The following is a 26,873-nucleotide window of genomic DNA, read 5'->3' on the forward strand; positions in this document are numbered from 1 at the left end:
CGCCCGGGAAGTCCAGCTGCCGAGAAACGGCGTTCCGCATCCTGGTCGCGCAGGGTGGGGGCCCGGCGGGCCCGGCCGGTCAGCGGCGCGGCCGGGGCAGCTCGGTCTCCAGGGTGTCCTCGTTGTCGGGGTCGTGCGCGGGGCCGTGAGCGGGCGCGGCGTCCGAGGCGGTGCCGGGGGTGGTGGTCCGGCCGTCGGCGGTGTCGCCGGGCTCCGCCGCCGGGGCCTTGCCGGTGAGCGCCGCCAGGCTGTTGCGGACATGGGTCATATGGGTGCGGACCTCCTCGCGCTGCTCGCCGTGTTCGCGCAGGATCCGCTCCGTCGTCCGCTCGATGCGCTCCACCTCGACCTTCGCCTGGGCCAGCAGTCCGGCGGCGCGGTCCTCCGCGTCCTCCTGCTGGTGCCGGGCCGCCTCCTCGGCCTCCGCGTAGAGCCGGCGGTGGTCGGCGAGGAGGGCCTGCCCGCGGGCGTCCAGCTCCACGACCAGCTGGTCCATCTCCGTGGCGCGCGCGGCGAGTTGCCGCCCGGCCGCCTCCCACTCCTCGGCCTGCTGCTTCTCCTGGTCGTGCACCATGCGCTCGGTGTTCGCGACCGTCTCCGCGAGCATCGCGGCCGCCTCGGTGCGCAGCCGCTCCGCCTCCTCGGCCGCCGCGGCCACCCGCTTCTCGGCGTCGGCCTGCGCGATCTCCTCGGTACGCCGGGCCAGCTCGTCCGCCTCGGTGCGCAGCGCGTACGCGGCCTGGTCCGCCGACTCCCGGACCTCACGGCCGTGCCGGTCGGCCTCCTTCCGCAGCTGCTCGGCGGCCTCCTCCGCCTCGGCGCGCAGCCGCTCCGCCTCGGACTCCGCCGTGGTGAGGATCAACCGGGCCTCGCTGCCGAGGGATTCATAGGTCTGTGGCGGCAGCTTCGCCAGATAGTCGTGCAGCCCGGCGAGTTCGGCCTCCATCTCGTTGCACAGAACGGTGAGCCGTGCGGCGCGCTCCCAGCAGGAGTCGCGGTCGATCGAAAGCCCCTCGTAGCGGCGGTCCACATCCTCCGGCCGGTAACCACGCCCTCGTACGGTCGCGAACCCGTGAGGCGAAACCGGTGCACTCATCCCTCAAGCCCCTCTGTGCAGTTACGCGCGCTTTTCTTTGGATCGGTGGCGAACCCGCGCCGTCGCGGCACTCCTTACCGGCCCACCTCACCAGGATGCGTCATTTATCGCCAGAAGTCGGAATTGGATCATCGTTGCGGAGTGATTGGAACAATCGCTTGGACCCGATGTCGTCCCACAGCAGCACCGAGCCCGCGCCGCTGACGCTCACCCCCGGCCGCCGCACCGGCACCGTCGTCGCCGCCCCGGCCCCCTCGGAGATCCGCTTCATCGACCAGCCCATGTCCAGCAACTGCCCCACCCCCGCCGCCCGGTCGACGGTCAACGCCGCCAGCGAGGCGTCCAGCACCCGCGTCAGCCGGGACGGATCGAGGACCACGTCGGAGCCGGCCATCTCGTCCGCCACCGCACCGATCAGCTGCCGCTGCCGCTTCACCCGTCCGAGGTCCCCCTCCGGGTCGGTGTACCGCGCCCGTACGTACGCCAGCGCCTGCGTCCCGTTCATCCGCCGGCACCCGGCGGGGAAGTCCGCGCCCGACCGCTCGTCCACGAGCGGCTTGTCCAGACACAGCCGTACGCCCGACAGCGCGTCCACGACCTGGACGAAGCCCAGGAAGTCCACCTCGGCATAGCGGTCGATCCGCAGCCCGGTGGCCTGTTCCACCGTACGGGTGAGCAGCTTCGGCCCGCCGTCCGCGTACGCCTCATTGATCTTCCGGCTGCCGTGCCCGGGTACGGGGACGTAACTGTCGCGCGGCAGGCTGACCAGATACGGGCCGTGCTCACCGGAGTGCAGCACCATGATCGTGTCGGTGTTCTGCACCCGGTGGTTGCCGACATGCAGCTCCTCGCGCTGCCGCGGGGTCAGCGTGGCCCGGCTGTCGGAGCCCACCAGCAGCCAGTTCGTGCCCCGGCCCGCGGCCGGCCGCCCCGCGTACTCCCCCAGCGCATCCGTGTGCCGCAGCTGCCGCCCGGCCCGCATGTACAGACCGACACCGGCCGCCACCGCCACCACGGCCAGCACCAGCAGCGACACCAGCAGCCAGACCAGCCACGACCAGCGGCTGCGCGGCCGCCCCGGCCCGCGCAACGACCTGGCGACCCGCCTGCGGTGCCGCCACCGCGGCCCACCGGCCCGATAGAGCGTCGACGACGACGGGGGTATCGGACGGCCCATATACGCATGGTCGGGGCGCCCGGCCCATCCCGCAGGTCGAGCGCCCTGACCAGGCCGGATACGGCGCAGCACACACCGTGACCACGCCCCGCCGACTGAGGACCAGGCCCTAGGGGTGTCTTCGCGAGCCCGGCGTGATCGGGAAGACGCCCCCTAGAGCAGCCCGTCCCACATCTGCTCGAGCAGCACCGACCACCAGGTCTCCGGAGAGCCGAGCGCCGCCGGATCCAGCGCGACCAGCTGCGCCTGGAAGTCGACGGTCCAGCGGCCCGCCTGCTCCGGCGTCAGCCCGTAGCGCAGCCGCCACATCCGGCCCAGCATCGCCAGACAGCGCACGAACTCCGGCAGCCCGGTGTTCACGAACTGCGGCGTGGCCGGCTGACCGCCCGGCCCGGCAGCCTCCATCGGCACCGCCACGATGTTCGCGGTCCCGTACTGGACGCACAGCTGACGGCCGAAGTCGTTGCCCATGACCAGGTACGACCCGGCATCCGACGCCGGCTGCACCCCGCGCTCCGCCGCCAGCTCCGCCAGCGTCGGCACCGGACGGTGCGGCTGCGCCTGCGCCCAGAAGAACGGCCCGAAGTCCACCGGCAGCCCGGACCACACCAGCATCTGCGCCACCACATCGGGCACCCCGTGCCGGGAGACCGCCCGCTGGTCGAAGCGGAAGATGCCCTGCGGGCCGAAGGCCTGCTCCAGCTCCTGCCCGATCACTTGCGGCGGCACCGGCGGCACGGGCTGCACCTGCGAGGGGTGCGGCAGCGGCACCCGCACCGGCGCCGGCCGCGCCGGACCGTCCGCGACCTGGTGCAACTCGCCCTGATGCTCGACGAGATGCCGTACGCCCTGCTGACGCGAGGCATGGTCCCTGCCGTACGCGGCGGTGTGGCTGATCCGCACCTGCGGCCAGTTCTCCCGCACCATCCGGGCGCAGTAGCCGCCGGGCAGATCGCAGCTCTCCAGCTCGGTGTGCAGCTCCAGCACCTGCTGCGGCGGCACATTCATCTGGCGCAGCTCGTGCAGCAGCTGCCACTCCGGATGCGGCGTACCGGGCGCCGAGCGGCGCACGATCTTCTGCTCCGATCCGTCCGGCGCGCGATAGCTCAGCACGGCCATATAGCCGGGGCCGACCGTCGGCTGGCCACTGGGGGCCTGCGGATAGCCGTACGCACCGGGGCCGCCCGGGCCGGGCACCCCCGGGGGCGGGGCTCCGGGGCCGGCCGACGGAGCCGGCTGCGGCACACCGGGAACGCCAGGACCGCCAGGACCGCCAGGACCGCCAGGACCGCCAGGGCCAGCGTGCCCGCCGGGCAGTGCGGCGCCGCCGGCGAGCATCGTGGCGGCGGCATGCACACCACCGCCACCGGTGCCGCCCGCAACGGGCGCGGCGGGCGGCGCGGGCGGACCGCCCTGGCCTCCCTGACCGCCGGGACCGCGGTCACCGGCGGACGCACCGGGCTTACCGGGCGGGCCGGGCGGCTTCGGCGCACCGGGCACCCCGGGAGGCGCCGGCGGCGGAGGCACACCGGGGCCGCCGGCGGCGCCACCCGGCCCGTTGGCGCCCAGGCCGGCCAGGGACGCGCCGTCGGCGAGCATCGTCGCGGCGGCATGCACCCCGCCACCACCGGAACCACCAGCACCAGGAGCACCCGTGGCACCGGAGCCGGAACCGTCGCCGGAACCGGACCGGTCCCCGCCCGGCCCGTCCACCGCACTGAGGTCGAGATCCGCCCCGTCCAGCTGCGAAACCAGCTGCGTCGGGACATAACCACCGGCAGGCGCACCGGGCGCACCGGGACCGGACGCCGCCGGACCACCCGACGGCCGCCCCTCGGCCTCGCCCGTCCCGGCCTGCGCACGCTCCGCGGGATCCTGCGGCCCGCCCGCGCGGCCCGCACCGGGCTTACCCGGCACGCCCGGGGGCGGCGGCGGACCCGCGGCCGCGTTACCGGGCAGCGACGCACCGTCGGCCAGCATCGTCGCCGCGGCATGCACCCCACCGCCCGCAGGCGGTGCGGGTGGCGGCGGCACACCGGGGCCGGGCACACCCGGCGCACCGGCCCCGGCCGCACCCGGAGGGGGTGGCACATCGGTGACCGGCGCCCCGGACGGCGGCGGAAGATCCGGCAGACCGGCGGCGGCCGGCGGCGCGGGCGGCACCGGCGGCGGCAACGGCGCGCCGCCGGGCCCGCCTGCCGGACGCGCCTGCCCGGCCTGGCCGTCACCCGGCACCGCCCCGTCCGGCAGATCCAGCGCGGGCGCCACCTGCGTACGCGGCAACTGACTGCCGCCGTGCAGAAGTTCGGTCTTGGCTTCGGGCCGGGCACGCGGTGTGGACGGGGTCGCGTCCTCCTCGTCGAAACCGGCCAGCGGCGGCGCGAAGACCGTCTGCGGCAGCCCCACCGAACGGTCCTCGGCCGCCGCCTCCGTACTGGTGGTGTCCGCCGCGGCCCACGGGGTCGCCTCACCGGCGGCCCCCGCGGAGCCGGCCGCGGCACCCGCACCGGTCCGCCCGGCACCGCCCTCGGTCCCGTTGACGCTCACCTCGGCCCATGCGTCCGCGGCCGACGAACCGGAGGACACCGAGGCCGACGCGGGCCCCGAGCCCGACGGGGCCTGCCCGGGGGCGGCCTGCGCGGGCACCGACGGCGCCGCCGGACCGGAGCCCGCCGCCCCACCGGAGCCGGCCCGCCCGTCCGGGACACCCCGCGCGTCCGCCGCCTCCTGCAACCACTCCGGTGGCGTCAGCAGGAACGACGTGGCCTCCAGATCGATCCGCTGCGGCGCCGGCTCGGCCACGCCGTACCCGCCGTCCGCGGCAGCGCCGTACTCCTCCTCGTACCTGCGGATCACCTCACCCACCGGCAACCCCGGCCACAGCGTCGTCTCCCCACTGTCCCGCGCGATCACCATCCGGGCCCGGCCGCCATCCGTCGCCGGACCGCCCTCCCGGTCCTCCGCCCAGGCCACAAAGCCCAGATCGAACTCCCGCACCCGCACCTCACGGTGCAGCGGCGGCGGCACCTCGCCGTTCACCCACCGCTCCGCGCGCTCCTGCGCCTGCGCGAACGTCACCACCGCGATCAGCCCCCCACCGCGACGGCATACGCGAAGCCGCCGTCCACCATCAGATTCGCCACCGTCTCCAGCTCCGGCGGATTGCCCGCCAGCCGCTGGAGGAATTCGTCGAAGTCCGCGCCACACGGCAACAGCAGCCGCTCCACACGCTCCTGCACCGTCCAGCCGTCCTGATCCCGCGCATCGTCATACGGGCAGAACCACACCGAACCCAGCGCCTCGCCGCGCACCTTCACCGCGACCACACCGCCCTGCACGAACGCCACCCCCAGATAGTCCTTGGTGAAGTGGTCGCGCAGACACTTGTTCACATACACCAGGTCGTTGACCGCCGCGTCATCGCGCACCGTGAAGAACGGCTGGTCGACCAGCAGCCCCAACTCCGCATCCAGCCCCGCACCCACCGGCGCACAGCCACCCGCCGCCTTCAGGAACGAGCGGTACGCCCCCGGCAGCCGATAGCCCAACGCCTCCTCGGCCTGCGCCACCTGCTCCTCACCCACCGCCAGATCACGGTGCGGCAGCCCGAAATGCACCGGCCGGGTCTCCTGCAACGGCCGCGTCCCGCGCTTGTCGTGCGCCACCGCCGCCGTCGCCAGCCCGCCGTGATGCCGCAACAGCGCCTTCACCTCGACCGGAACCAGCTCCATCCGCCGCGTACCGGCCACGTGATGCCACGTCCAGCCGTGCGGCGTCGCCACCGCCGGCACATCCACCCACAGCTCATGCCCCTGCGCATGCAGCGCGGCATTCGCCGACACATAGTCCGTCAGCCGCAGCTCATCGACGCCGAACCCCTCCGGCGGCTCGGCGATCTCCACCGCGGCCCGCGCATACGGCGTGAACTCCGGGAAACCCCGCCCGTCGATCCGCACCCCCGCCGGGTACCGCGCGGCACGCACCGGGTCCGGAAAATGCACGACCTGCCCGGCATAGGCCGAATTCGGTGGCGCGGCATGTCCCGCCGCCTGGGGGCCGGGTGGAACCCCCAGCCCTGGCCGACCTGTCGTCATCGCGGTTGCCCCCTGGCTGAAGCTGGCTTTGGGGCACAGCCTATGCCGTACCGCAACACCCTCCGCCGCCCCCGTCCCCCCGCCCGTCAGCCCCGCGACACACCGACGTCACCCACCGCCCCACCACCTCCGAGCCCCCCGCGCACCACCCCGCCCACCAGCCGCGTTATCCGCGAGCCGACACACCGTCAGCCCCGCGTGAGATCACCGACAGCCCGCCCGACTACCACAACACCCAGCACATTTGGCAGGCTGATCCCCCGCAACCGGGGGATTGCAGGGAGGGAAAGCACCACCATGAGCACCACTGCACGGCACGGCACCGACGCCGGGGACCCCCGCGTCGGCTGGAGCGGCACCGCGGACACCCATCGCGCACCCGCCCTCCGCCACCGCCGCGACGGCATCCTCCCCACCATCGGCGCCGCCCTGTCAGTACGCGGACAAACCCTCACCTGCACCGCGAGCAAAGGCGAACAACCCCCCGTCCTGCACCCCCTCGTCCAGGACTTCCTCGACACCCTCGCCACCGCCCAACGCGAACGCTTCACCGGACGCTGCCCCGAAGCCGTCCTGCTCTCCCGCCACCTCACCGCCGTCGAGGCCAACCGCTCCAAACGCGCCTCCCGCAAACCCCTCACCAACGGCGAAGCCCGCCGCTCCCTGAAACACTCCAAGATCACCGCACGCCACATCCGCGAGGACGGCGACCCCCAGCACGGCAGCTACGCCCCGCCCTGCCGCTCCTGCGACGCGCTCCTCGCCCACTTCGGCGTCATGCCCATCGGCGCGACCCCCACAGGAAGCTGACCGCCACCATGCCGCCCACCACCCCCGGCCACCGCACCCCCGCCCACGACCGCACCGGCTCCACCCGCTTCCCCGCCGCCGTGGACGTCGCCCTCCAGGAAGCCGGCTGGCAGCCCGGCCGCTGGGACATACACCAGGCCGAACACTGGGCCGACACCCTCCGCGCCCACACCTCCCCCGCCGGCCACCGCCACACCGTCTTCCCCGCCGCCGTCGAAGCCTGGGCCGAATTCGGCGGGCTGCACATCACCGGCCCCGGCCCCGGCCGCCACATCGCCCCCACCCCCTTCACCATCGACCCCCTGCACGGCCTCCACCTCGCCCGCACCCTCGGCGACCTCGGCCGCGCCCTCGACACCGACGTCGCCCCCCTCGGACGCGAAGAACTCACCGACCCCGACGGCACCACCTACGGCCAGGCCACCCTCGCCATCGACACCGAAGGCCGCATCTACAGCCTCGACCACACCGGCGACTGGTACCTCGGACCGGACATCGATACGGCGCTGGGGGTGCTGGTACTGGGAACGAAGCCGGCGCGGCTGGTGGCCTCCCACGTTGCCGGCTGACCCGCCGTGGGGGTTGCTGTGGTCATTCCCCCGCCTTCGGCGGGAGCGGAGAAGGGTGTGTGGGCCGGGGGCGCCCGGTTCGTGGTGGTGGCGGGGGCGGACCTCCGGGTGGGGGTTTCCGGACTGCTTCGCTTTACGTCCGGAAACCCCCACCCCTCCGGCCCGCCCCCTCCCGCCGGTCAGGCGCCCCCGCCCGTAGGGGGAAGAGTCGGGGGAAGAGTTGGGGGAAGAGTCCGGTACGGCAGGGTCACCCCGTAGGAACGGACGCCGGCACAACCGCCGAGACGCGGAAGCCGCCTGAGTCGGTCGGGCCCGAGACGAACACGCCGCCCAACGCCGTCACCCGCTCCCGCATCCCCACCAGGCCATTGCCGCCGCTCGGCAGACCGGCGTCCGCCGCGCCGCTCTCGCACGGCCCGTTCTCCACCTGCACCGCGAGCTCACCCTCCCGGTGCGCCAGCCGCACCCGCGCCCGCGCCCCCGGCGCATGCTTGTGCACATTCGTCAGCGCTTCCTGAACCACCCGGTACACCGTCTGCTCCACCCGCGCCGCATACCGGCACCCGGCGCCCTCCCCGGCCCCGTCCACCGACAGCTCCACCGTCATCCCGGCCGCCCGGGACTGCCCCACCAAATCCCCCAGATCGGCCAGACACGGCCCCTCGAGCTCCGACTCCGCCACCGCCACCGCGGGCCTCGCCGACTCCGCAGACCGCGCCACCACCGTCTCCGACCGCGCACCCGACGTCACCCGCGCCCGCGACGCCACCGCCGCAAGCCGCTCCGGCGCATCCGACCCCGCGGCACCCCGCACCGCCGTCCCCTCGGCCGTACGCAACACCCCCAGCATCTCCCGCAGCTCCGTCAGCGCCTGACGCCCCATGTCACCGACCAGCGCCGCATTCTTCGACGCCTTCTCCGGATCCTTCAGCGCCACCGCCTGCAACGCCGCCGCATGCACCACCATCAGACTCACCCGGTGCGCCACCACATCGTGCATCTCCCGCGCGATCCGGGTCCGCTCCTCGTTACGGGCCCACTCCGCCCGCTCCTCGGCCCGGTCCGCCAGCAGCGACAGCTCACGCTCCAGACCGTCCGCCCGCTCCCGCAGACTCTCCACCAGCCGCCGCCGGGCCCCGATGTACAGCCCCCACAGCACCGGCGGAGCCGTCAGCACCAGCCCCAGCGCAAGCGCCATCGCCGGCACGAACCACATCGGCGGATGGAAGTCCTCCTGCGCCGCCACGTCCTGCCGCACGCTGAGGAACGTCGTCACCAACGTCCCCGCCACCGTCATCCCCGCCAGCAACGCCGTGATCCGACGCGGCACATCCGACGCGGCGAGCGAGTACAGCCCCACCACACTCAGCAGCCCGCCCATCTCCGCAGGCATCACCGCTATCGAAACCAGCACGACCACCACCGGCCACCGACGCCGCACCAGCAGCACCGGCCCCACCAGCAGTCCGAGCAGCACACCCAGCAACCCGGGCAGCTGCGCCTCCTGCGCGAACCGCGACCCCTCGGCCATGCACTCCAGTGCCGAAGCCGCCGCCAACAACGCATCCAGTACGGCACTCCGGCGGCGGGCCCACCACCACGGCCCGCCCACCGGTGCACCCCGCGCGCCCACTTCTTGACTTGCCCCCGTCGTGGTCATACGGACCAGCCTACGGGCGCTCGCCCCCGTTGCCCCGTCCCGTGACGAGTCACTGGTCTGGCCCATTACCAGCCGTTACCCCGGGTTATCCCTCGAACTGTTGAATCGCCCATATTTTCGCCCCTTCGGCACATGTGTACGCGCCACCCTGTTCCCATGCCGCACACCCATCGGGAACCCCCCGACTACGAGGCGTTACGCCCCCAAGCCGTCGACGAGCCGCCTCCCGCGTGGACCAAGCGCCCCAACGCCAAGGATGACCTGCGGCTGAAGGCTCGCGCCCTACGGGCACAGGGGATGACCTACGACGAAATCAGAGCCGAGCTCGGCGTCTCGAAGAGCTCGATCTCGGCATGGGTCCGCGACCTGCCGAAGCCCCCGCCACGGTGGACCAAGGTCGCGCAGATGCAACGGCTGGAAGCGGCGCAGCGCACCTTTCGTGCAGGGCGGGACGAGGAGCGCCGGCAACTCACGCACGGGGCTTCGCAGCAGATCGGAGAACTCAACGACCGCGAACTGCTCCTGATCGGAGCCGCGCTCTACTGGGCGGAAGGATCCAAGGACAAGGCGTACGCACGCAGGGAGAGCCTCACGTTCGTCAACAGCGACCCACGCATGATCCAGGTGTATGTGCGCTGGCTGGAACTGCTGGGGGTTGAGCGCCACCGCATGCGGTGCAGTCTGCACATCCATGATTCGGCCGACCTGGCCGAGGCCACCGGGTTCTGGTCGGGGATCACCGGCGTGCCCTCCGAGGACTTCCTCAGGCCAAGTATCCGCCAGGACAACCCCGGCACCAACCGCCTCAACCGGGGACCGTCCTACCGCGGCTGCCTGAGGATCTACGTAACGAACAGCGCCCGCTTGTATCGGCAGGTGGAAGGGTGGTGGCGGGGCATCTCGGGTTGGGCAGGCGCCCCCGCAGACGACCAGGTCTCGGGTAAGGTCTGACGCGCCGGTCCCCCGTGGTGTAACTGGCAGCACACTGGTTTTTGGTACCAGCAGGACAAGGTTCGAATCCTTGCGGGGGAGCACGTGCCGCACCAGGCAAAGTCCGGGTCCTGACCGACAGGTCAGGACCCGTGTGCGTTTCAGCTGCAAAACGCACCGGTATCCTTCGGATGACCACCACCCGAAGTAGCCAAGAAGCCGAAGGGCATCCCCGTGAGCGCCAACCGCCCGGCAGCCGTCGTCGTTCTCGCAGCGGGTGAGGGCACCCGCATGAAGTCGGCGACCCCAAAGGTCCTGCACGCCCTCTGCGGCCGCTCCCTCGTCGGACATGTCGTCGCCGCCTCCCGTGAGCTGGACCCCGAGAATCTCGTCGTGGTCGTCGGCCATGCCCGTGAGCAGGTGCAGGCGCATCTGTCCGAGGTCGATCCGGCCGCGCGCACCGCTGTGCAGCATGAGCAGAAGGGCACCGGCCACGCCGTCCGTACGGCGCTGGAGGAGCTGAGCGGCAGCGGTGTCGTGCTCGACGGCACCGTGATCGTGGTCTGTGGTGATACTCCGCTGCTGACCGGGGAGACGCTGGAGCGGCTTGCCGAGACGCATGCCACGGACAAGAACGCGGTGACGGTGCTGTCGGCCGAGGTGCCGGACGCGACCGGTTACGGGCGGATCGTGCGGGATGCGGGCACGGGCGCGGTGACGGCGATCGTCGAGCACAAGGATGCGTCGGAGGCGGAGCGGGAGATCCGGGAGATCAACTCGGGGGTCTTTGCGTTCGATGCGCGGCTGCTCGTCGAGGCGCTGGGGAAGGTGCGTACGGACAACAGCCAGGGTGAGGAGTACCTGACCGATGTGCTGGGGATCGTGCGGGAGGCCGGGCACCGGGTCGGTGCGGCGGTGGCCGGTGATCACCGGGAGATTCTGGGGATCAACAACCGGGTGCAGTTGGCGGAGGCGCGGCGGCTGCTGAATGAGCGGTTGCTGGAGCGGGCGATGCTGGCGGGTGTGACGGTGGTGGATCCGGCGTCGACGTTCGTGGATGTGTCGGTGACGTTCGAGCAGGATGCGACGGTTCATCCGGGTACGCAGTTGCTGGGGTCGACGCATATTGCGTCGGGTGCCGAGGTGGGTCCGCATTCGCGGCTGACGCATACGTCGGTGGGTGCGGATGCGGTGGTGTCGTTCACGGTGGCCGAGGGTGCGCGGGTCGGTGCCGGGGCGAGTGTGGGTCCGTATGCGTATCTGCGGCCGGGGACGGATCTTGGTCCGAAGTCGAAGGCCGGTACGTATGTGGAGATGAAGAACGCGTCGATCGGTGAGGGCACGAAGGTGCCGCATCTGTCGTATGTGGGGGATGCGACTATTGGTGAGTTCACCAATATTGGTGCGGCGAGTGTTTTCGTGAACTATGACGGTGAGGCGAAGCACCACACGACCGTCGGTTCGCACTGCAAGACGGGGTCGGACAACATGTTTGTGGCTCCGGTCACGATCGGGGACGGTGCTTATACGGCGGCCGGCTCGGTCATTACCAAGGATGTGCCCCCGGGTTCGCTGGCGGTCGCGCGTGGCCAGCAGCGGAATATCGAGGGTTGGGTCGCGCGTAAGCGGCCTGGAAGTGCCGCCGCGCAGGCTGCTGCGGCTGCTCGCCAGGAGTCCGAGGGCGGGCAGTGATCGTGCAACCGGGTGCGCCGTGCGGGGCGTACCGTGATGAGCGCACGCAAACTGTGATTCGAGGAGATTTGCTGTGACCGGGATCAAGACGACCGGCGAGAAGAAGCTCATGCTCTTCTCCGGCCGCGCCCACCCCGAGCTGGCGGAGGAGGTCGCGCATCAGCTGGGTGTGGGCCTGGTCCCGACGAAGGCTTTCGACTTCGCCAACGGTGAGATCTATGTCCGTTATCAGGAGTCGGCGCGTGGGGCGGATTGCTTTTTGATTCAGAGCCACACGGCTCCGATCAATAAGTGGATCATGGAACAGCTGATCATGATTGATGCGCTGAAGCGGGCTTCGGCCCGTAGCATCACGGTGATCGTTCCGTTCTACGGTTATGCGCGTCAGGACAAGAAGCACCGTGGGCGTGAGCCGATTTCGGCGCGGCTGATCGCGGATTTGATGAAGACCGCGGGTGCGGACCGTGTGGTCACGGTGGATCTGCACACGGATCAGATCATGGGCTTCTTCGACGGCCCGGTGGATCATCTTTTTGCGCTGCCGGTCCTTGCGGACTATGTGGGTGCGAAGGTTGACCGGGACAAGCTGACGGTGGTGTCGCCGGATGCGGGCCGGGTGCGGGTGGCGGACCGCTGGTGTGACCGTCTGGGTGCGCCGCTGGCGATTGTGCACAAGCGGCGTGACAAGGACGTGGCGAATCAGGTCACGGTGCATGAGGTCGTCGGTGATGTGAAGGACCGGGTGTGTGTGCTGGTCGATGACATGATCGACACCGGTGGCACGATCTGTGCGGCGGCGGATGCGCTGTTCGCGAATGGTGCGTCGGATGTGATTGTGACGGCGACGCATGGTGTGCTGTCGGGTCCGGCGGCGGACCGGCTGAAGAATTCGAAGGTGAGCGAGTTCGTGTTCACGAATACGCTGCCGACGCCTTCGGAGCTGGAGCTGGACAAGATCACGGTGCTGTCGATGGCGCCGACGATCGCGCGGGCGATCCGTGAGGTGTTCGAGGACGGTTCGGTGACGAGCCTCTTCGAGGAGCAGTGAGCGTGTGCCGGTGAGGTGCCGGCGCTGGTCGTCCGTGTCCGGTGGGGTGCGGTAGATCGACTTTGGGGCGGCCTTCCGGCCGGGTAGACTCGTGGAGTTGCTCGGCGAGGGAGGCCGCCTCTTTGTGTGGTGGCTGTCCGTTATCGACGCGCTCTTCGTAGCTGGTCTGTCGTGGGCCGGGTGACGCCCACCAGATGTTTCTGAGATACGAGGAGTGCTGTCATGGCTGAGATCAAGCTCGCCGCTGAGCTGCGTACCGACTTCGGTAAGGGTGCGGCCCGTCGTGCGCGTCGCGAGGACAAGGTTCCCGCGGTCATTTACGGTCACGGTGCCGAGCCGCAGCACGTGGCGGTCGACAGCCACGCGCTGATGATGGCGCTGAAGACCCCGAACGCGCTGATCCGTCTGGAGTTCGACGGGAAGAGCGAGCTGGTCATCCCGAAGGATGTGCAGCGTGAGGCGATTCGCCGGTTCCTGGTGCACGTGGACTTCCTGGCCGTGAAGAAGGGCGAGAAGGTCTCCGTCGAGCTGCCGATCCAGACCGAGGGTGAGCTGGCGCCGGGCGGCAACCTGCTCGAGTACGTGCTGAACACCCTGCCGGTCGAGGCCGAGGCGACCCACATCCCGGAGTCGGTGTCGGTCTCCATCGCGGGTCTGGACGCCGGTCAGGCGGTGCACGCCAAGGACATCTCGCTGCCGTCCGGTACGTCGCTGGCCGTCGACGAGGACGCTGTGGTGCTTCAGATCGTGGCGGCGCAGGCCGAGGCTCCGGCCGAGGAGGCCGCCGAGGGCGAAGAGGGCGCGGAGGCCTGATTCGTTTTCTGGGAGGGCGTCCGATGATGGTGGGCGTGTCCCGGTGATTGTCTTGGTGACCGTCGTTCCGCGCTGTGGCGCGGGGCGGCGGTCGCGTCGTTGAAGGAGCTTGCAGATGTCGGATGCAGTCGGCCCGTGGCTGGTGGTGGGGCTGGGTAATCCCGGTCCTGAGTACGCCGGTAATCGGCACAATGTGGGGTTCATGGTTGCCGATCTCCTTGCGGAGCGGATGGGTGGCCGTTTCAAGGCGCACAAGGCGCGGGCGCAGGTGGTGGAGGGGCGGGTGGGTCCGCCGGGGCCGGGCAGTCGCCGGGTGGTGGTGGCGAAGCCTTTGTCGTTCATGAATCTGTCGGGTGGTCCTACGACGGCGCTGCGGGATTTCTACAAGGTGCCGGTGTCCAACATCGTGGCGATTCATGATGAGTTGGATATTGATTTCGGTGCGTTGCGGCTGAAGCTGGGTGGCGGGGACAACGGGCACAACGGTCTGAAGTCGATCACGAAGTCGCTGGGTGCGGAGTATCACCGGGTGCGGTTCGGGATCGGGCGTCCGCCGGGGCGTATGCAGGTGGCGGATTTTGTGCTGAAGGACTTTTCGTCGGCGGAGCGGCGGGAGCTGGATTACTTCGTGGACCGGGCCGCGGATGCGGTGGAGACGTTGGTGGTGGACGGGTTGGAAAGGGCGCAGAGTACGTACAACACCTGAATGGGACAGCGGGGGTCAGGGGCTGACGAACCGTTGTCGGAGGTTGACCGGGCGTTGGTGGATGGCCAAGGATCGCGGCCATGGCCAGAAGCAGTACGCGCACCGGTTCGGTCAAGCGCAGTCGTGCCCGGCGGTTCACTGAGAGCGCCTATGGGGTGCTGCTTGTCGCCCGGACGGGGTTGATGGGTCTGCTGGCGTTGCTTCTGCTGGTGGCGGGGGCGTGGACGTCGTGGAGTACGGCGCAGTACGCGATGCTCGTCAAGGCGCAGGGGCGGGGCACGATGACGGTGTCGGCGTGTGCGGGTGAGCGGTGCACGGGTCCGTATGTGCCGGTGAAGGGGGAGGGCGGGCCGCGGGCGAAGGTGTCGATTGCGAAGGCGGCGGCGCCGGTGAAGGGTGAGCGTGTCGAGGTGGTGCTGAAGCCGGGGACGTCGCATGCGGTGCGGACGGGCTTGGCGGGGGTGCTGCATGCGTGGGTGCCGTTTGCGGGGGCGTTGTTGCTGGCGGCGCTGGTGGTGGCCGGGGGGATGCGGCTGCGGCGTACGGCGTGGGTGATGGGGTTGCTGGGGGCGGTGCTGCTGGGGGCGGCGTTCGCTGCGTTGTAGGGCGCGTTGCAGGGCTCGTTGCAGGGCTCGTTCGGTAGGTATGACGGCGGCCCGTCCTCTTGGTGAGGACGGGCCGCCGTCGTGTGTTGCGGGGTGGGGTCAGCCGGTGTTGCGGAGTCCGGCGGCGACGCCGTTGACGGTGAGCAGCAGGGCTCGGGCGAGGACGGGGTCGGGCTCCTCGCCGCGTTCGGCGGCGGTGCGCTGGCGGTGCAGCAGGGTGACCTGGAGGTAGGAGATCGGGTCGAGGTAGGCGTCGCGGATGTGGAAGGTCTGCTTGAGGACCGGGCTTGCGTCGAGGAGTTCCTTCTCCCCGGTGATGCGCAGGACCTCGGCGACGGTGAGCTCGTGTTCGGCCTTGATGACGTCGAAGATGTGCTTGAGCTCGTCGGGGACGAGGGTGTCGACGTAGTGCTGGGCGATCCGCAGGTCGGTCTTGGCGAGCGTCATCTCCACGTTGGAGAGGAAGTTGCGGAAGAAGTGCCAGTGTTCGTGCATTTCGTCCAGGACGCTGTCGAGGCCGGCTTCGCGGGCGGCCTTGAGGCCGGTGCCGACGCCGAACCAGCCGGGGACGATCTGCCGGGACTGGGTCCAGCCGAAGACCCACGGGATGGCGCGCAGTCCGTCGAGGCCGGCGCCGGAGTCGGGGCGGCGGGAGGGCCGGGAGCCGAGGTGGAGTTCGGCGAGCTGGTCGACGGGGGTGGAGGCGAAGAAGTAGGCGGGCAGGTCGGGGTCTTCGACGAGGCGGCGGTAGGAGCCGTGGGCGGCGTCGGAGACGGTTTCCATGGCCGCGTCCCAGCGGGCCAGGGCCTCGTCGGACTGGCGGGGGGCGGTGTGCAGGGCGGATGCCTGGAGGGTGGCGGCGACGGTCAGTTCCAGGTTCTCCCGGGCCAGTGACGGCACGAGGTACTTGTCGGAGATGACCTCGCCCTGCTCGGTGACCTTGATCTCGCCTTCGAGGGTGCCGTAGGGCTGGGCGAGGATCGCGTCGTGGGAGGGGCCGCCGCCGCGGCCGACGGTGCCGCCGCGGCCGTGGAAGAGGCGCAGCCGTACGCCGTGCCGGTGGGCGACGTCGCGCAGCAGGCGCTGGGCGCGGTGGATCTCCCACTGGGAGGTGGTGATGCCGCCGAACTTGGAGGAGTCCGAGTAGCCGAGCATGACTTCCTGGACGTCGCCGCGGAGGGCGACCAGGCGCCGGTAGGAGGGGTCGGCGAGCATTTCGTCGAGCAGCTGGTCGGCGATCTTGAGCTCGTCGGTGGTCTCCAGCAGCGGGACGATGCCGATCTTGGCCCAGCCGGCGTGCAGATCGATCAGGCCGGCCTCGCGGGCGAGGACGGCGGCGGCGAAGACGTCGTCGGAGCCCTGGCACATGGAGATGATGTAGGACTCGATGACCTCGGGGCCGAAGGTCTCCTTGGCCTTGAGGATGGTGCGGAAGACGCCGAGGGTCTTGGCGCCGGCCTCGTCGAGGGGGGCGGGGGTGGGGGCCAGGGGCCGGCGGGAGCGCAGTTCCTTGGCGAGGAGCTTGCGGCGGTAGTCGCGCGGCATGTCCACGTAACGCCAGGATTCCTCGCCGAGGCGGTCGAAGAGCTGGCCGAGGGCGTGGTGGTGGGCGTCGGCGTGCTCGCGGACGTCCATGGTGGCGAGCTGGAGGCCGAAGGCGGCGATCGTACGTAGCGTGCGCTCCAGGCGGCCGTCGGCGACCAGGCCGCCGCGGTGTTCGCGCAGCGAGGTCTGGATCAGCGCGAGGTCGTCGAGGAGTTCCGCGGTGCCGAGGTAGTCGCGGCCGGGGACGTGGGGGGTGTCGCCGGCGAGGCGTTCGCGGGTGTTGACGAGCTTCTGGCGGATGCAGGTGGCCTTGAGCCGGTAGGGCTCTTCGCTGTTGAGGCGCTTGTAGCGGGGGCTGATCTCGGGGAGGAGTTCGAGGTCGTGCTGGAGGGAGGCCAGCAGTTCGTCGGTCGCGCCGCAGTTGCGGATCGAGTTCGACAGCGCCCCGCGCAGCTCGTCGACGTGCTCCAGGGCGTCGGTGATGCCGTGCTCGTGCTGGAGGAGCAGGACGTCCCAGGTGACCTGGGGGGTGACGTTGGGGTTGCCGTCGCGGTCGCCGCCGATCCAGGTGCCGAAGGTGAGCGGGCGGGTGCCGGCGGGCAGCTCGGTGCCGGCCCGCTCCAGCTCGGCGGCGAGGTCTTCGAGGACGTCACCGACCGCGCCGCGGCCCAGTTCGTCGAGGTAGTAGATGGCGTTGCGGGCTTCGTCGGTCGGCTCGGGGCGGGCCACCCGCAGCTCGTCGGTCTGCCAGATGAGGTCGATGTTCTCGGCCAGGCGCAGATCGGTGCGGCGGCGCTCGGTGGTGTCCGTGCAGTCGAGCAGTTCGGCGACCTTGCGGAGCTTGGTCAGCACGGAGCGGCGGGCCGCCTCGGTGGGGTGGGCGGTGAAGACGGGGCGGACGCCGAGGTTGGCGGCAGTGGCGCGCAGGTGCTCGGGGTCGGCGTCCTTGAGCATGTCGGCGGTGCGGGCGAGGATGCCGCCCTCGGCGGCGCGCTTGGCGCGCAGCTCGCGGCCGCGGTGGACCTGCTCGGTGACGTTGGCGAGGTGGAAGTACGTGGAGTAGGCGCGCACCAGCTTGGCGGCGGTGGCCAGGTCGGTGTCGCCCAGGAGGCGGGCGGCGGCCTCGCCGTCGGAGCGGGTCAGGGCGCGTACCTGCTCGACGAGGTCGAGCAGGTCCTGGCCTTCCTGGCGGACGAGGGTTTCGCCGAGGAGGTCGCCGAGGCGGCGGATGTCGGCGCGCAGGGCAACATTGGCGCCGGCGCCGGCTTCCGGGCTCCCGGTGGACGCGATCTCCGCGGGGGTGTTGTCGGCACTGCTCACAGGTGCGGCTCCTTGCAGCGATCAGGGGCGTGGCACCGCGACTCGTAGGAGGGGTGTGGCGGGCGACGCATGGGCTGGTCTGATGCGGGCGGGTTGCGGACCGCGCTGTCCGACCTCCCCAGGATAGGTCTGCCCGCTCTCGGCGATTCATGCCGTCCGACTGGTGGGCGCAGGTGCCGGTGTGGTGCCTGTCACGCCCTTGCCCGTGGCGGCGGCACTGCCATACTTACGACACCGTAGGTTACGGTCCCGTAGCCGTAGCCGTGCCCCCGACCCCCCGACGAGGGACACCATGACCGCTGGACCTGAAGCCGTAGAAGATCCTCCCCTTTCCCCCGATTCGCCCGCTGTGGGCGCCGACGCTCCGTTTCCGTCGGCGACGCTGGGTGGCGAGCAGCGCAGGTCGGTCGAACAGATCACACTCCTGCTCTTCATCACCGTCCCCTTCGTGGCACTGGTGGCCGCGGTGCCGCTGGCCTGGGGCTGGGGCGTGAGCTGGCTGGACCTTGCCCTGATGACGGCGATGTACTTCATCGGCTGCCATGGCATCACGATCGGCTTCCACCGTTACTTCACCCATGGCTCCTTCAAGGCGAAGCGCCCGCTGCGGATCGCACTCGCGATCATGGGCTCGCTGGCCGTGGAGGGCCCGCTGGTGCGCTGGGTGGCCGACCACCGCAAACACCACAAGTTCTCCGACGCGGAGGGCGACCCGCACTCCCCCTGGCGCTTCGGCGAGACGGTGCCGGCGCTGATGAAGGGCCTGTGGTGGGCCCATATCGGCTGGATGTTCGACGAGGAGCAGACCCCGCAGCACAAGTACGCGCCGGACCTGATCAAGGACGACGCGATCCGTACCGTCTCCCGCCAGTTCGTCCTGTGGACGACGGTGTCCCTGGTCATCCCGCCGCTGGTGGGCGGCCTGGCCACCTGGTCCTGGCAGGGCGCCGCCACCGCCTTCTTCTGGGGCTCGCTGGTCCGTGTGGCGCTTCTGCACCACGTCACCTGGTCGATCAACTCGATCTGCCATGCGGTCGGCAAGCGCCCCTTCAAGTCCCGCGACCGCTCCGGGAACGTGTGGTGGCTGGCGGTCCTCTCCTGCGGCGAGTCCTGGCACAACCTGCACCACGCGGACCCCACCTGCGCCCGGCACGGTGTGCTGAAGGGACAGCTCGACTCCAGCGCGCGTCTGATCCGCTGGTTCGAGAAGGCAGGCTGGGCCTATGACGTCCGCTGGCCGAACGCCTCGCGCATCGACGCCCGGCGCAATGAGCCGGCCGCCGTGGGGGTACCCCCCAGCGGTAGCTGAGGAAGGCATGATTGACGGGTGGCGATCGACAACAGCAGCAGCGCGAGCAACAGCAAGGGCAAGCCCTCTCCGGCCGCGGCGACGCGCCGGGCCCGCAGGGTCCGGATGACTGGCGCCGAGCGCCGGGAGCAGCTGCTGGACATCGGTCGCACGCTCTTCGCCGAGCGCGGCTTCGAAGGCACCTCGGTGGAGGAGATCGCGGCCAAGGCCGGGGTCTCCAAACCCGTCGTCTACGAGCACTTCGGCGGCAAGGAGGGCCTGTACGCGGTGGTGGTGGACCGCGAGATGCGCCAGCTGCTGGACATGGTCACCGGCGCGCTGACCGCAGGCCACCCGCGCGAACTCCTCGAACAGGCCGCGTTCGCGCTCCTCGATTACATCGAGACGTACACGGACGGCTTCCGCATCCTCGTCCGCGACTCCCCCGTGGCCCAGTCGACGGGCACCTTCGCCTCCCTCATCAGCGATATCGCCACCCAGGTCGAGGACATCCTCGGCCTGGAATTCAAGGCCCGCGGCTTCGACCCCAAACTGGCCCCCCTCTACGCCCAGGCCCTGGTCGGCATGGTCGCCCTCACCGGCCAGTGGTGGGTCGACACCCGCAAACCCAAAAAGGCCGAGGTAGCCGCCCACCTCGTCAACCTGGCCTGGCACGGCCTGGGCAACCTGGAGGCGAAGCCGCGGCTGATAGGGCATCGCAAGAACTAGCAATCAGGCCCTCACCTTCTCTGCGAAGCCACGGCCCGGCTTTTGACGCCCCACGCCTTGACGCCCATAATCTCGGACATTTCCGTGAAATAACCGACCGCATGAATTAGGCGTGCAGTACCACGCCACCACCCCGTCACGCACGCTCTGAACAGGGTGTTTTCAGCCATTGGCGCATTTCTTGGCTCTCCCTGAGTCGCGTTACGGTGAAGCGGCCCATGAAGCGGAAGGCGTGGAGAAGCAGAAACACGGCGGGGGATGAATATGGCGTCAGACTTCAAGATCGATGTTGAGCGAGTACAGGGGATGCTCAACAAGCTGTCCAGTGCCGACGATCGCATGCGGGACGCACAGGGACGCCTCAACAAGGTCGGCCCGAAGGCTCTGGGAACCGAGGGCCTCGACGATGCCTGTGATGAGTTCCAGAGCCAGTGGGGCGACGGCATCAAGCGGATCGCGGATGCCGCGAAGGACATTCACGAGAAACTCAAGATGACGCTGGACGCCTACAAGGCGGGCGAAGAAGAGAACGCCAAAATGCTGGGCAAGAAGTAACGGCCAGCCTTAGAAAAGCGATTGAAACAGGGGGATAAACATGTCCTGGCGCAGCATGTTCATTGACGATGATTCAGCTTGGCCCGGCGTAGGTTTCAATCCGGCCAAGGGGGATCTGCACGCCATCCAGGCCCTCGCCTCCGACGTGAAATCTGTGGGCGACGAACTGGATGAGCTGGATCACCTGCTGAAGTCCGTCGGCAGGAGCGACGGCGCCTGGGAGGGCGAGGCCGCCCAGAACTTCGCCAAGAAGCTCGGCGAGCTGCCCAAGTACCTCAAGCAGGGCAGCGAATCCATGCACGACTGCGCCAAGGCGCTGCGCGGCTGGCACAGCAATTTGCAGGGGTTCCAGGACAAGGCCGGAAAGATCGAGGCGGAAGCGGCGTCGGCCCGTAAGCAGGCGGAGTCCGACCTCGACCACTTCAATGACCTGTACCGCAAGTACCAGCCGTACTTCGGTCAGCCGATGGAACCGGCCGCGGCCAAGAAGATGGACGACGAGATGGACGCGGCCCGGGACAGGGCCGACCACTCCAAGGACAAGCTGGAAGACCTCATCCGCGAGGCGGAGCGGATCTACGCCCAGTGGAAGGACCGCGCCGGCGAGGCCGAGCGCGCGATCCTCAAGGCGTCGGAGAACCACCCCCCGGACCTCCACTGGTGGAACCGTGCGATCGACGGCCTCAAGAGCGCTTGGCGGGGGTTCAAGGACTGGCTGGTCGAGAACGCGGATCTGCTGTCGACGATCTCGTCCGGTCTGGCCGCTGCCGCGCTCGCCTGTCAGATCATCCCGGGTGTGGGCACGGCCGTCGGCACGGTGCTCGGCGGCGCCTCAGCGGTCTTCGCCGCCGGAGCCATGGCGGGGCACTGGATGGGCAACGCTCGGGGCAACGGCACACCGGGGTGGAAGATCGGGCTCGATGCGCTGGGAATCGTCCCGGGCGTCGGTGGAGCGATCAAGGCGGCGAAGGGCGGCTGGGGCGCGGCTGCCAAGGCCGGAGCCCAGTTCGGCGGGAAGCTGGCCGGGGCGGGCAAGGCGCTCGGGGCGGGGAACATCATCAAGAACACCCCCTCGGGCATGGCTGAGGCCCTCTCTGACGGGCTGGGCCAGAAGGGGATCAACTGGGTCTCCAAAACGTTGCTCAGAACGGAACTTCCGGGCGCCCCCACGCAGTTGATCATCAAGACGGGCTCCACGCTCAACGGCGCCTATCACCAGCTCGCCGATGGCGGCGACACAAAGACCCAGGCGCCTGGTCCGTCCGGTGCGAAGTTCCATCAGACGCTGGCCGCCTGAGGATTGAAGAGAGCGAAGAGTGTCGTATCCGTCTGCCCCCGCCGATGAGGCGGTCACCGCTCCGCCTCCGATACCGAAGCGGACCCGGTTGAACATAGGCTGGGTCATGCCGCCGTTCGTACGGGAACTGCCCGTGGACGCCCCCGACTACGAGACCGGCGCGGAGCAGTTGTACACGCTGGTCAACGAGCTCATGCCGGACCGGACGGACGAGGACCGCTTACGGTTCGCGCTGGCGCTCGGGTCCCAAATGGACCTGATGCTGGAGGCCCATGTCATCTACGCCGGGCTCTGCTTCCTCCAAGTGGAAGGCCGTCCGAGCGGCTCCACCATCATCGTCAGCCAGATCGAGCACGAGAGCGACGACGACGAGGAACTCCTGCGCACCACGCAGCAGGCACTGGAGCGGACCCACCCCGACGACGCCTATGAGCGCGTGGAACTGCCGTGCGGGCCCGCTCTCAGCCGCATCGGCGCATCGGGCTTCATCATCTCCGCGCAGTGGTCACCCACGGGTCAGGAGGTGGCGGTCCAGCAGTCGCAGATCCAGGTGTACATCCCGCTGCCCGGGGCGCGCGAGATGTTGATCTTCGCGCTCGACTCCCCCTCCAGCGAGGACTGGGATCTGCACTCGGAACTCTTCGCCGAGATCCTGAAGACCATCGACTGGGGTACCGACCAGGAGGTCGAGGACTACCGCGCCATGCGGCAGAGCGCCCCGGCCGCGATCGAACCGGACGATGCCGTCAAGCAGGAGCTGTACTGGCACTCCAGCCGGCTGGTGGATGCCGTGGCGCTGCACGGCAGCATGGGCGGCGGAGACGTCGCTTCCCTGACGTGTGCCCAGTGCTGGTCCAAGGGCCTGCGGTCCGCCTGCTCGGCCCGGCACAGCTGGTACATCGACGAGGTGACGAGCGGCGATCTCACGCGCGCGCTGGCGCGGGTGGTCGAGTCGTTCGCATCGCAAGGGTGGCGGACGGACAGCGAAAGCACCGGAGAGCGCGTTCGCCTCCTGGCTGGCGACGAGGCGCCCGAGCGGTCGGTGGGTCATACCTTCACCGCCTCGGTGGACACCGCGGCCGGCAGGTTCACCGCCGAGGTGACCGCGCCGTGTATCCGTGCCGCCGCCGCTGCTGATTCCCTGTTCGGCTGAGAGGAGCTGAGAGCATTGCGGGCTGATCTGGAGGAGAAAATCGCCGCGGTACTGCCCGCGGGTGAGGTCTACCTGGGCGGGTTCACCACGATTCGCTCGACGTCCAGCAGTGCGGACCGCTGCGATGCGCCGACCAAGCTGCGGCCCGTGGTGCTGGCCGGTGCCCGGTCCAGCTCGGGAGATTCCCTGGGAAAGGTCGGGGACTTCCTCTTCCGGTTCCTGACCGCTGATGTTCCGTCGCCCGGGCCGGACAATGCGGCACTCGATCCTGCCAAGAGGGCGAAGAGCCAGAAGAGGAAGAAGGCGTTCTTCGGCGGCTGGCACAGCCTGGCCGGACAGTGGCTGGCGGCCGCTCAGCCGCGGACCAAGGTGGGCGTCATCGTCGCGGTTGCCCTCACCGAAAGAAATTTCCAGTTCGTGTACGCCCAGTACAACCGCTGGAACGGGAAACTGGATGAGGCGATCGAACTGGGCGCATCTTTTCCCCGGGATTCCCTTTCCTGGACCCGGCTGAAGGACAGCGGAAACGAAGAGGTGCAACTCGGTTTCACCGACGGCTCGTGGGGGACACTGCGGGGTCCAGACGCCGACGCACGCGCACGATTCTTCCCGCGCACCCTCGGCGAGCGTGACCCCATCCCGTAGCGGCACTGTCGCCCACGGGTCGCGGACCTACTGCTCCGGGTGCCGGGCCCCAGCCCCACTCAGCGCGCTCCTGGGGCCTGGCCGGGCTCCACCGCCTCCAGGAACTCCACCCGGTTCCCCACCGGGTCCACGGAGTAGAAGCGGCGGTGGCCCGGGAGGTTGTCGTCCCAGGTGACGGGGGCGCCGGCGGTGGTGAGGCGGGTGGCGAGGGCGTCGATGTCGTGGACGCGGAGGCCGGGGTGGGCCTTGGGGGAAGGGCGGTGGTGGGGGTCGATGCCGAGGTGGAGGTGGGCCGTGCCGGCCTCGAACCAGCAGCCGCGTGGGGCGAGGGCCGGGGGCTTGGGGGTTTCGGTCATGCCGAGGAGGTCCCCGTAGTAGGCGCGCAGGGCGTCTTCGGCGCCGGGGGGTGCGGAGAGCTGGACGTGGTCGAGGCCGGTGATCATGGCGTGCGCTCAGCTCCGGTGGGTGGGGGGTTTCTGGGCCACGGCGAAGATGCGGCGGAAGGGGAAGACCGTGCCGTGGGGGCCGGTGGGGTAGGCCTTGCGGAGGGCGTCGCGGTATTCGGCGAGGAAGGCCTTGCGGGCGGGCGGGTCGTTCTCCAGGGCGGTCAGGACGGGGCGGAGGGCCGTGCCCTTGACCCAGTCGAGGACCGGGTCGTCGCCTTGCAGGAGCTGGACATAGGTGGTCTCCCAGACGTCGGCGGTGCAGCCGAGGTCGGCGAGGCGTTCGAGGTATTCGGCGGGTTCGAGGACGTGGACGAAGCGCCGGCCGTGGGTGGTCAGGCGCTCGCGCCACTGGGGGGCGTCGCACAGTTCGCCGAGGAGGGCGTGGCTGGGGGAGGTGAAGTTGCCGGGGACCTGGAAGGCGAAGCTGCCGCCGGGGGTGAGGGCGTCGATCCAGCGGGCGAAGGAGTCCGGGTGGTTGGGGACCCACTGGAGGGCCGCGTTGGAGACGATCAGGTCGTACGCCTCGTCGGGGGCCCAGTCGGTGGCGTCGGCGGGGGCGAAGTCGAGGTGGCCGCCGCCCGGGGTGGGGCCGGCGTGGTTCTCGGCCTCCTTCAGCATCTCCGGTGAGTTGTCGTATCCGGTGATGTGCGCGTCGGGCCAGCGGGTGGTGAGCTGGGCGGTGACGTTTCCCGGGCCGCAGCCGAGGTCGGCGATGCGGGCGGGGCGGCCCTGCCGGGGGAGTTCCGGTATCCGGGCGAGCAGGTCGTGGAAGGGGCGGGTACGGTGCCCGGAGTGGCGAAGGTACTGCTGCGGATCCCAGGTTGGCGCGTCGTGCATGTTCGTAGACCCTTTCGCGGTGCAGGGCTGGCACAAGGCCGGCGCGGTGGCTTTGCGCGGTCTGGTTCGGGCCGACTCGGCTGAAAACCGGCCCCCCGGCCGACGATGCCCATAGTCCAGCGAAATATATCTCGACGTCAAGAGACTTCATGTCGACAGACCCTCTACACTGATCGTCATGGAGGACGAGGTCGACCGATTGGTCGCTGCATGGCGCCGCGAGCGCCCGGACCTCGACGTGGAACCGCTCGAGGTCCTCAGCCGCGTCTCCAGGCTGGCCAGACACCTCGACCGGGCCCGCCGTATCGCGTTCGCCGAGGTGGGCCTGGAGCCCTGGGAATTCGACGTACTGACGGCACTGCGCCGCGCCGGGGCGCCCTACCAGCTCTCCCCCGGGGCACTGCTGACCCAGACGCTGGTCACGTCCGGGACGATGACCAACCGCATCGACCGGCTCGCCAAGAAGGACCTCGTCGAGCGGCTGCCCGACCCCAGTGACCGGCGCGGAGTGCTGGTCAGGCTGACCGCCGAGGGCCGCGACAAGGCCGACCGGTCGCTGGCCGGGCTGCTGGTCCAGGAGCGTGCCATCCTCGCCGAGCTCGCACCGCAGCAGCGCCGGGAACTGGCCGGTCTGCTGCGGCGGTTGACCGGGCCGTTCGACAACACCCCCGGGTAACCGAGCGGTCCGACGGGGCGCATGGAGCTGGATGCGGGGTGGTGCGCCAACGCCCGTTCCAGGGGCCGTTGTCGGCGATTTCCTTGCCGGGTGTTCGGTGACGTTCCGGGGCAGGTGAGGGGCGCGCGCTCCCCGGCATTGCGGCGTGGGCGCGGTCGGCCGAGTGTCCGGGTCGGCGGCACACCCTCGGGCGCGGGCCCGCAAAGGCGTGCGACGGGCAGAGGGGTCGTACCTGACGGTGTGTGAAATCAATCTGCGCGCCCCCTGAGTTGGCGCGCGCCCCTCCTGTACCACGTCCCCTTGCCCACGGCTCGCCTTGTGCACTTGGATCGCGCCATGAGCCAGCAGCACACACCGCACCCGGCGAACGGCCCGTACGGCAGGCGGTTCGAGGGCCGTACGGTCCTGGTGACCGGGGCCGCCGCCGGGATCGGGGCGGCCACCGCCGACCGGCTGGCCGCCGAGGGCGCCGGCGTCCTGCTGCTGGACATCGACGACGCGCGCGGTGAGCACCTGGCGCGGCGCATCCGGGCGGCCGGCGGCCATGCCTCGTACGAGCACTGCGATGTGGCGGGTGAGGACGACTGGCGGCGGGCCGTGGAGGCGGCACGGCGGCGCTACGGCCCGGTGGACGGGCTGGTCAGCAACGCCTTCCTGCCCCATGTGGCGGCCGCGGACGAGACCTCGCTCACGGACTGGGACCGGCAGCTGGCGGTCAATCTGACCGGCTCGTTCCTCGGGGTGCGGGCCGCCCTGGACGATCTGCGGGCGCGGCACGGCGCGGTGGTGCTGACCTCGTCCGTGCATGCGCTGATGGGGCTGCCGGGCCGGCCCGCATACGCCGCGGCCAAGGCCGGGCTGACCGGGCTGGGGCGCCAACTGGCCGTCGAATACGGGCCGGAGGTGCGGGTCAACAGCGTGCTGCCGGGCCCGGTGCTGACCGCGGCCTGGGACGGTATCGGCGAGGAGCAGCGGCGGGCCAGCGCCGCGGAGACGGCCGCACGGCGGCTGGGGCGGCCCGAGGAGGTCGCCGCCGCGATCGCCTTTCTGCTCTCCCCCGAGGCGTCCTATGTCACCGGTACGAGCCTCGTCGTGGACGGCGGCTGGAGCGTGTACAAGAACTCGTCATGAGCTCGGAGCCTGCCTCGGGCGGACTGCGGGCGCCCCGACCGAACTCGACCC

General features: G+C 70.3%; 24 protein-coding genes and 1 tRNA gene. 17 read left to right on the forward strand and 8 right to left on the reverse strand.

The window, feature by feature from the left end; translation table 11 throughout:
* Positions 1-79: 79 nt before the first annotated feature.
* From ACZ55A_RS12665 to ACZ55A_RS12680, 4 genes are all read right to left on the reverse strand, one after another.
* Complete coding sequence (locus ACZ55A_RS12665; RefSeq protein ID WP_468838214.1) at positions 80-1,096, reverse strand: cellulose-binding protein; 1,017 nt, start codon at positions 1,094-1,096, stop codon at positions 80-82.
* 100 nt (positions 1,097-1,196) lie between these two features.
* A complete protein-coding gene (locus ACZ55A_RS12670; RefSeq protein WP_468839126.1) occupies positions 1,197-2,078 on the reverse strand; it encodes an LCP family protein in 882 nt (293 codons plus the stop codon).
* Between the two features lie 348 nt (positions 2,079-2,426).
* Positions 2,427-5,354 carry an SUKH-4 family immunity protein gene (locus tag ACZ55A_RS12675; RefSeq protein ID WP_468838217.1) on the reverse strand — a complete coding sequence of 976 codons (2,928 nt, stop codon included), beginning with the start codon at positions 5,352-5,354 and terminating at the stop codon, positions 2,427-2,429.
* 5 nt (positions 5,355-5,359) lie between these two features.
* Positions 5,360-6,367: an SMI1/KNR4 family protein gene (locus ACZ55A_RS12680; RefSeq protein ID WP_468838219.1), complete on the reverse strand. Its 1,008-nt coding sequence runs from the start codon at positions 6,365-6,367 to the stop codon at positions 5,360-5,362.
* 297 nt (positions 6,368-6,664) lie between these two features.
* On the opposite strand from ACZ55A_RS12680, the gene ACZ55A_RS12685 reads away from it, so the two are divergent.
* Together ACZ55A_RS12685 and ACZ55A_RS12690 are read left to right on the forward strand one after the other, a co-directional pair.
* Positions 6,665-7,177, forward strand: a complete 513-nt coding sequence (locus ACZ55A_RS12685) for a YwqJ-related putative deaminase (protein ID WP_468838222.1) — start codon at positions 6,665-6,667, stop codon at positions 7,175-7,177.
* 8 nt (positions 7,178-7,185) lie between these two features.
* Complete coding sequence (locus ACZ55A_RS12690; protein ID WP_468838224.1) at positions 7,186-7,746, forward strand: SUKH-3 domain-containing protein; 561 nt, start codon at positions 7,186-7,188, stop codon at positions 7,744-7,746.
* A gap of 247 nt (positions 7,747-7,993) precedes the next feature.
* On the opposite strand, the gene ACZ55A_RS12695 is transcribed toward ACZ55A_RS12690, so the two are convergent.
* Positions 7,994-9,406, reverse strand: coding sequence for a sensor histidine kinase (locus ACZ55A_RS12695; protein WP_468838227.1), 1,413 nt, complete (start codon positions 9,404-9,406; stop codon positions 7,994-7,996).
* A gap of 156 nt (positions 9,407-9,562) precedes the next feature.
* Here ACZ55A_RS12695 and ACZ55A_RS12700 point away from each other — a divergent pair, with 156 nt between their 5' ends.
* The 7 genes from ACZ55A_RS12700 to ACZ55A_RS12730 all read left to right on the forward strand — a co-directional run bounded on the left by ACZ55A_RS12700 (position 9,563) and on the right by ACZ55A_RS12730 (position 15,200).
* A complete protein-coding gene (locus ACZ55A_RS12700; RefSeq protein WP_468838230.1) occupies positions 9,563-10,357 on the forward strand; it encodes a helix-turn-helix domain-containing protein in 795 nt (264 codons plus the stop codon).
* Between the two features lie 8 nt (positions 10,358-10,365).
* A tRNA-Gln gene (locus ACZ55A_RS12705) sits at positions 10,366-10,438 on the forward strand.
* A gap of 132 nt (positions 10,439-10,570) precedes the next feature.
* Positions 10,571-12,028, forward strand: a complete 1,458-nt coding sequence (gene glmU / locus ACZ55A_RS12710) for a bifunctional UDP-N-acetylglucosamine diphosphorylase/glucosamine-1-phosphate N-acetyltransferase GlmU (protein WP_468838233.1) — start codon at positions 10,571-10,573, stop codon at positions 12,026-12,028.
* Positions 12,029-12,101: 73 nt separating this feature from the next.
* A complete protein-coding gene (locus tag ACZ55A_RS12715; protein ID WP_046927657.1) occupies positions 12,102-13,076 on the forward strand; it encodes a ribose-phosphate diphosphokinase in 975 nt (324 codons plus the stop codon).
* A gap of 222 nt (positions 13,077-13,298) precedes the next feature.
* Entirely contained in the window at positions 13,299-13,889 is a 591-nt protein-coding gene (locus tag ACZ55A_RS12720) for a 50S ribosomal protein L25/general stress protein Ctc (protein ID WP_468838236.1), read from the forward strand.
* A gap of 115 nt (positions 13,890-14,004) precedes the next feature.
* Positions 14,005-14,595, forward strand: a complete 591-nt coding sequence (pth, locus tag ACZ55A_RS12725) for an aminoacyl-tRNA hydrolase (RefSeq protein WP_468838239.1) — start codon at positions 14,005-14,007, stop codon at positions 14,593-14,595.
* Positions 14,596-14,675: 80 nt separating this feature from the next.
* A complete protein-coding gene (locus ACZ55A_RS12730; RefSeq protein ID WP_468838242.1) occupies positions 14,676-15,200 on the forward strand; it encodes a hypothetical protein in 525 nt (174 codons plus the stop codon).
* Between the two features lie 99 nt (positions 15,201-15,299).
* Here the strand turns inward: ACZ55A_RS12730 and ppc are convergent, their stop codons facing one another.
* On the reverse strand, positions 15,300-18,065 hold the full coding sequence (ppc, locus tag ACZ55A_RS12735) for a phosphoenolpyruvate carboxylase (protein ID WP_468838244.1): 2,766 nt from the start codon (positions 18,063-18,065) through the stop codon (positions 15,300-15,302).
* A 292-nt stretch (positions 18,066-18,357) separates the two neighbouring features.
* Between ppc and ACZ55A_RS12740 the strand changes: the two genes are divergently transcribed.
* The 6 genes from ACZ55A_RS12740 to ACZ55A_RS12765 all read left to right on the forward strand — a co-directional run bounded on the left by ACZ55A_RS12740 (position 18,358) and on the right by ACZ55A_RS12765 (position 23,732).
* Positions 18,358-19,374: an acyl-CoA desaturase gene (locus ACZ55A_RS12740; RefSeq protein WP_468838246.1), complete on the forward strand. Its 1,017-nt coding sequence runs from the start codon at positions 18,358-18,360 to the stop codon at positions 19,372-19,374.
* An 18-nt stretch (positions 19,375-19,392) separates the two neighbouring features.
* Entirely contained in the window at positions 19,393-20,082 is a 690-nt protein-coding gene (locus ACZ55A_RS12745; RefSeq protein ID WP_468838249.1) for a TetR family transcriptional regulator, read from the forward strand.
* 264 nt (positions 20,083-20,346) lie between these two features.
* Entirely contained in the window at positions 20,347-20,637 is a 291-nt protein-coding gene (locus ACZ55A_RS12750) for a WXG100 family type VII secretion target (protein WP_468838252.1), read from the forward strand.
* A 55-nt stretch (positions 20,638-20,692) separates the two neighbouring features.
* A complete protein-coding gene (locus tag ACZ55A_RS12755; protein WP_468838255.1) occupies positions 20,693-21,934 on the forward strand; it encodes a putative T7SS-secreted protein in 1,242 nt (413 codons plus the stop codon).
* Positions 21,935-22,040: 106 nt separating this feature from the next.
* Complete coding sequence (locus tag ACZ55A_RS12760) at positions 22,041-23,087, forward strand: hypothetical protein (RefSeq protein WP_468838258.1); 1,047 nt, start codon at positions 22,041-22,043, stop codon at positions 23,085-23,087.
* A 15-nt stretch (positions 23,088-23,102) separates the two neighbouring features.
* On the forward strand, positions 23,103-23,732 hold the full coding sequence (locus ACZ55A_RS12765; RefSeq protein ID WP_468838260.1) for a hypothetical protein: 630 nt from the start codon (positions 23,103-23,105) through the stop codon (positions 23,730-23,732).
* 59 nt (positions 23,733-23,791) lie between these two features.
* Here the strand turns inward: ACZ55A_RS12765 and ACZ55A_RS12770 are convergent, their stop codons facing one another.
* Together ACZ55A_RS12770 and ACZ55A_RS12775 are read right to left on the reverse strand one after the other, a co-directional pair.
* On the reverse strand, positions 23,792-24,175 hold the full coding sequence (locus ACZ55A_RS12770; protein WP_468838263.1) for a VOC family protein: 384 nt from the start codon (positions 24,173-24,175) through the stop codon (positions 23,792-23,794).
* A gap of 9 nt (positions 24,176-24,184) precedes the next feature.
* Positions 24,185-25,015 (reverse strand): trans-aconitate 2-methyltransferase, encoded by an 831-nt coding sequence (locus ACZ55A_RS12775; RefSeq protein WP_468838266.1) that lies wholly within the window; start codon positions 25,013-25,015, stop codon positions 24,185-24,187.
* Positions 25,016-25,193: 178 nt separating this feature from the next.
* On the opposite strand from ACZ55A_RS12775, the gene ACZ55A_RS12780 reads away from it, so the two are divergent.
* On the forward strand, positions 25,194-25,691 hold the full coding sequence (locus ACZ55A_RS12780; RefSeq protein ID WP_468838269.1) for a MarR family winged helix-turn-helix transcriptional regulator: 498 nt from the start codon (positions 25,194-25,196) through the stop codon (positions 25,689-25,691).
* 336 nt (positions 25,692-26,027) lie between these two features.
* On the forward strand, positions 26,028-26,822 hold the full coding sequence (locus ACZ55A_RS12785; protein WP_468838272.1) for an SDR family NAD(P)-dependent oxidoreductase: 795 nt from the start codon (positions 26,028-26,030) through the stop codon (positions 26,820-26,822).
* The last annotated feature ends 51 nt before the right edge of the window (positions 26,823-26,873 follow it).

This window comes from Streptomyces sp. NPDC034111, assembly GCF_055575375.1.

Bases quoted from the DNA above. Each gene is read 5' to 3' on its own strand.
- ACZ55A_RS12665 (WP_468838214.1), bottom strand. From the start codon at position 1,096: ATGAGTGCACCGGTTTCGCCTCACGGGTTCGCGACCGTACGAGGGCGT.
- ACZ55A_RS12670 (WP_468839126.1), bottom strand. From the start codon at position 2,078: ATGCGGGCCGGGCGGCAGCTGCGGCACACGGATGCGCTGGGGGAGTAC.
- ACZ55A_RS12680 (WP_468838219.1), bottom strand. From the start codon at position 6,367: ATGACGACAGGTCGGCCAGGGCTGGGGGTTCCACCCGGCCCCCAGGCG.
- ACZ55A_RS12685 (WP_468838222.1), top strand. From the start codon at position 6,665: ATGAGCACCACTGCACGGCACGGCACCGACGCCGGGGACCCCCGCGTC.
- ACZ55A_RS12690 (WP_468838224.1), top strand. From the start codon at position 7,186: ATGCCGCCCACCACCCCCGGCCACCGCACCCCCGCCCACGACCGCACC.
- ACZ55A_RS12695 (WP_468838227.1), bottom strand. From the start codon at position 9,406: ATGACCACGACGGGGGCAAGTCAAGAAGTGGGCGCGCGGGGTGCACCG.
- ACZ55A_RS12700 (WP_468838230.1), top strand. From the start codon at position 9,563: ATGCCGCACACCCATCGGGAACCCCCCGACTACGAGGCGTTACGCCCC.
- ACZ55A_RS12720 (WP_468838236.1), top strand. From the start codon at position 13,299: ATGGCTGAGATCAAGCTCGCCGCTGAGCTGCGTACCGACTTCGGTAAG.
- pth (WP_468838239.1), top strand. From the start codon at position 14,005: ATGTCGGATGCAGTCGGCCCGTGGCTGGTGGTGGGGCTGGGTAATCCC.
- ACZ55A_RS12730 (WP_468838242.1), top strand. From the start codon at position 14,676: ATGGCCAGAAGCAGTACGCGCACCGGTTCGGTCAAGCGCAGTCGTGCC.
- ACZ55A_RS12740 (WP_468838246.1), top strand. From the start codon at position 18,358: ATGACCGCTGGACCTGAAGCCGTAGAAGATCCTCCCCTTTCCCCCGAT.
- ACZ55A_RS12750 (WP_468838252.1), top strand. From the start codon at position 20,347: ATGGCGTCAGACTTCAAGATCGATGTTGAGCGAGTACAGGGGATGCTC.
- ACZ55A_RS12755 (WP_468838255.1), top strand. From the start codon at position 20,693: ATGTTCATTGACGATGATTCAGCTTGGCCCGGCGTAGGTTTCAATCCG.
- ACZ55A_RS12760 (WP_468838258.1), top strand. From the start codon at position 22,041: ATGCCGCCGTTCGTACGGGAACTGCCCGTGGACGCCCCCGACTACGAG.
- ACZ55A_RS12770 (WP_468838263.1), bottom strand. From the start codon at position 24,175: ATGATCACCGGCCTCGACCACGTCCAGCTCTCCGCACCCCCCGGCGCC.
- ACZ55A_RS12775 (WP_468838266.1), bottom strand. From the start codon at position 25,015: ATGCACGACGCGCCAACCTGGGATCCGCAGCAGTACCTTCGCCACTCC.
- ACZ55A_RS12780 (WP_468838269.1), top strand. From the start codon at position 25,194: ATGGAGGACGAGGTCGACCGATTGGTCGCTGCATGGCGCCGCGAGCGC.
- ACZ55A_RS12785 (WP_468838272.1), top strand. From the start codon at position 26,028: ATGAGCCAGCAGCACACACCGCACCCGGCGAACGGCCCGTACGGCAGG.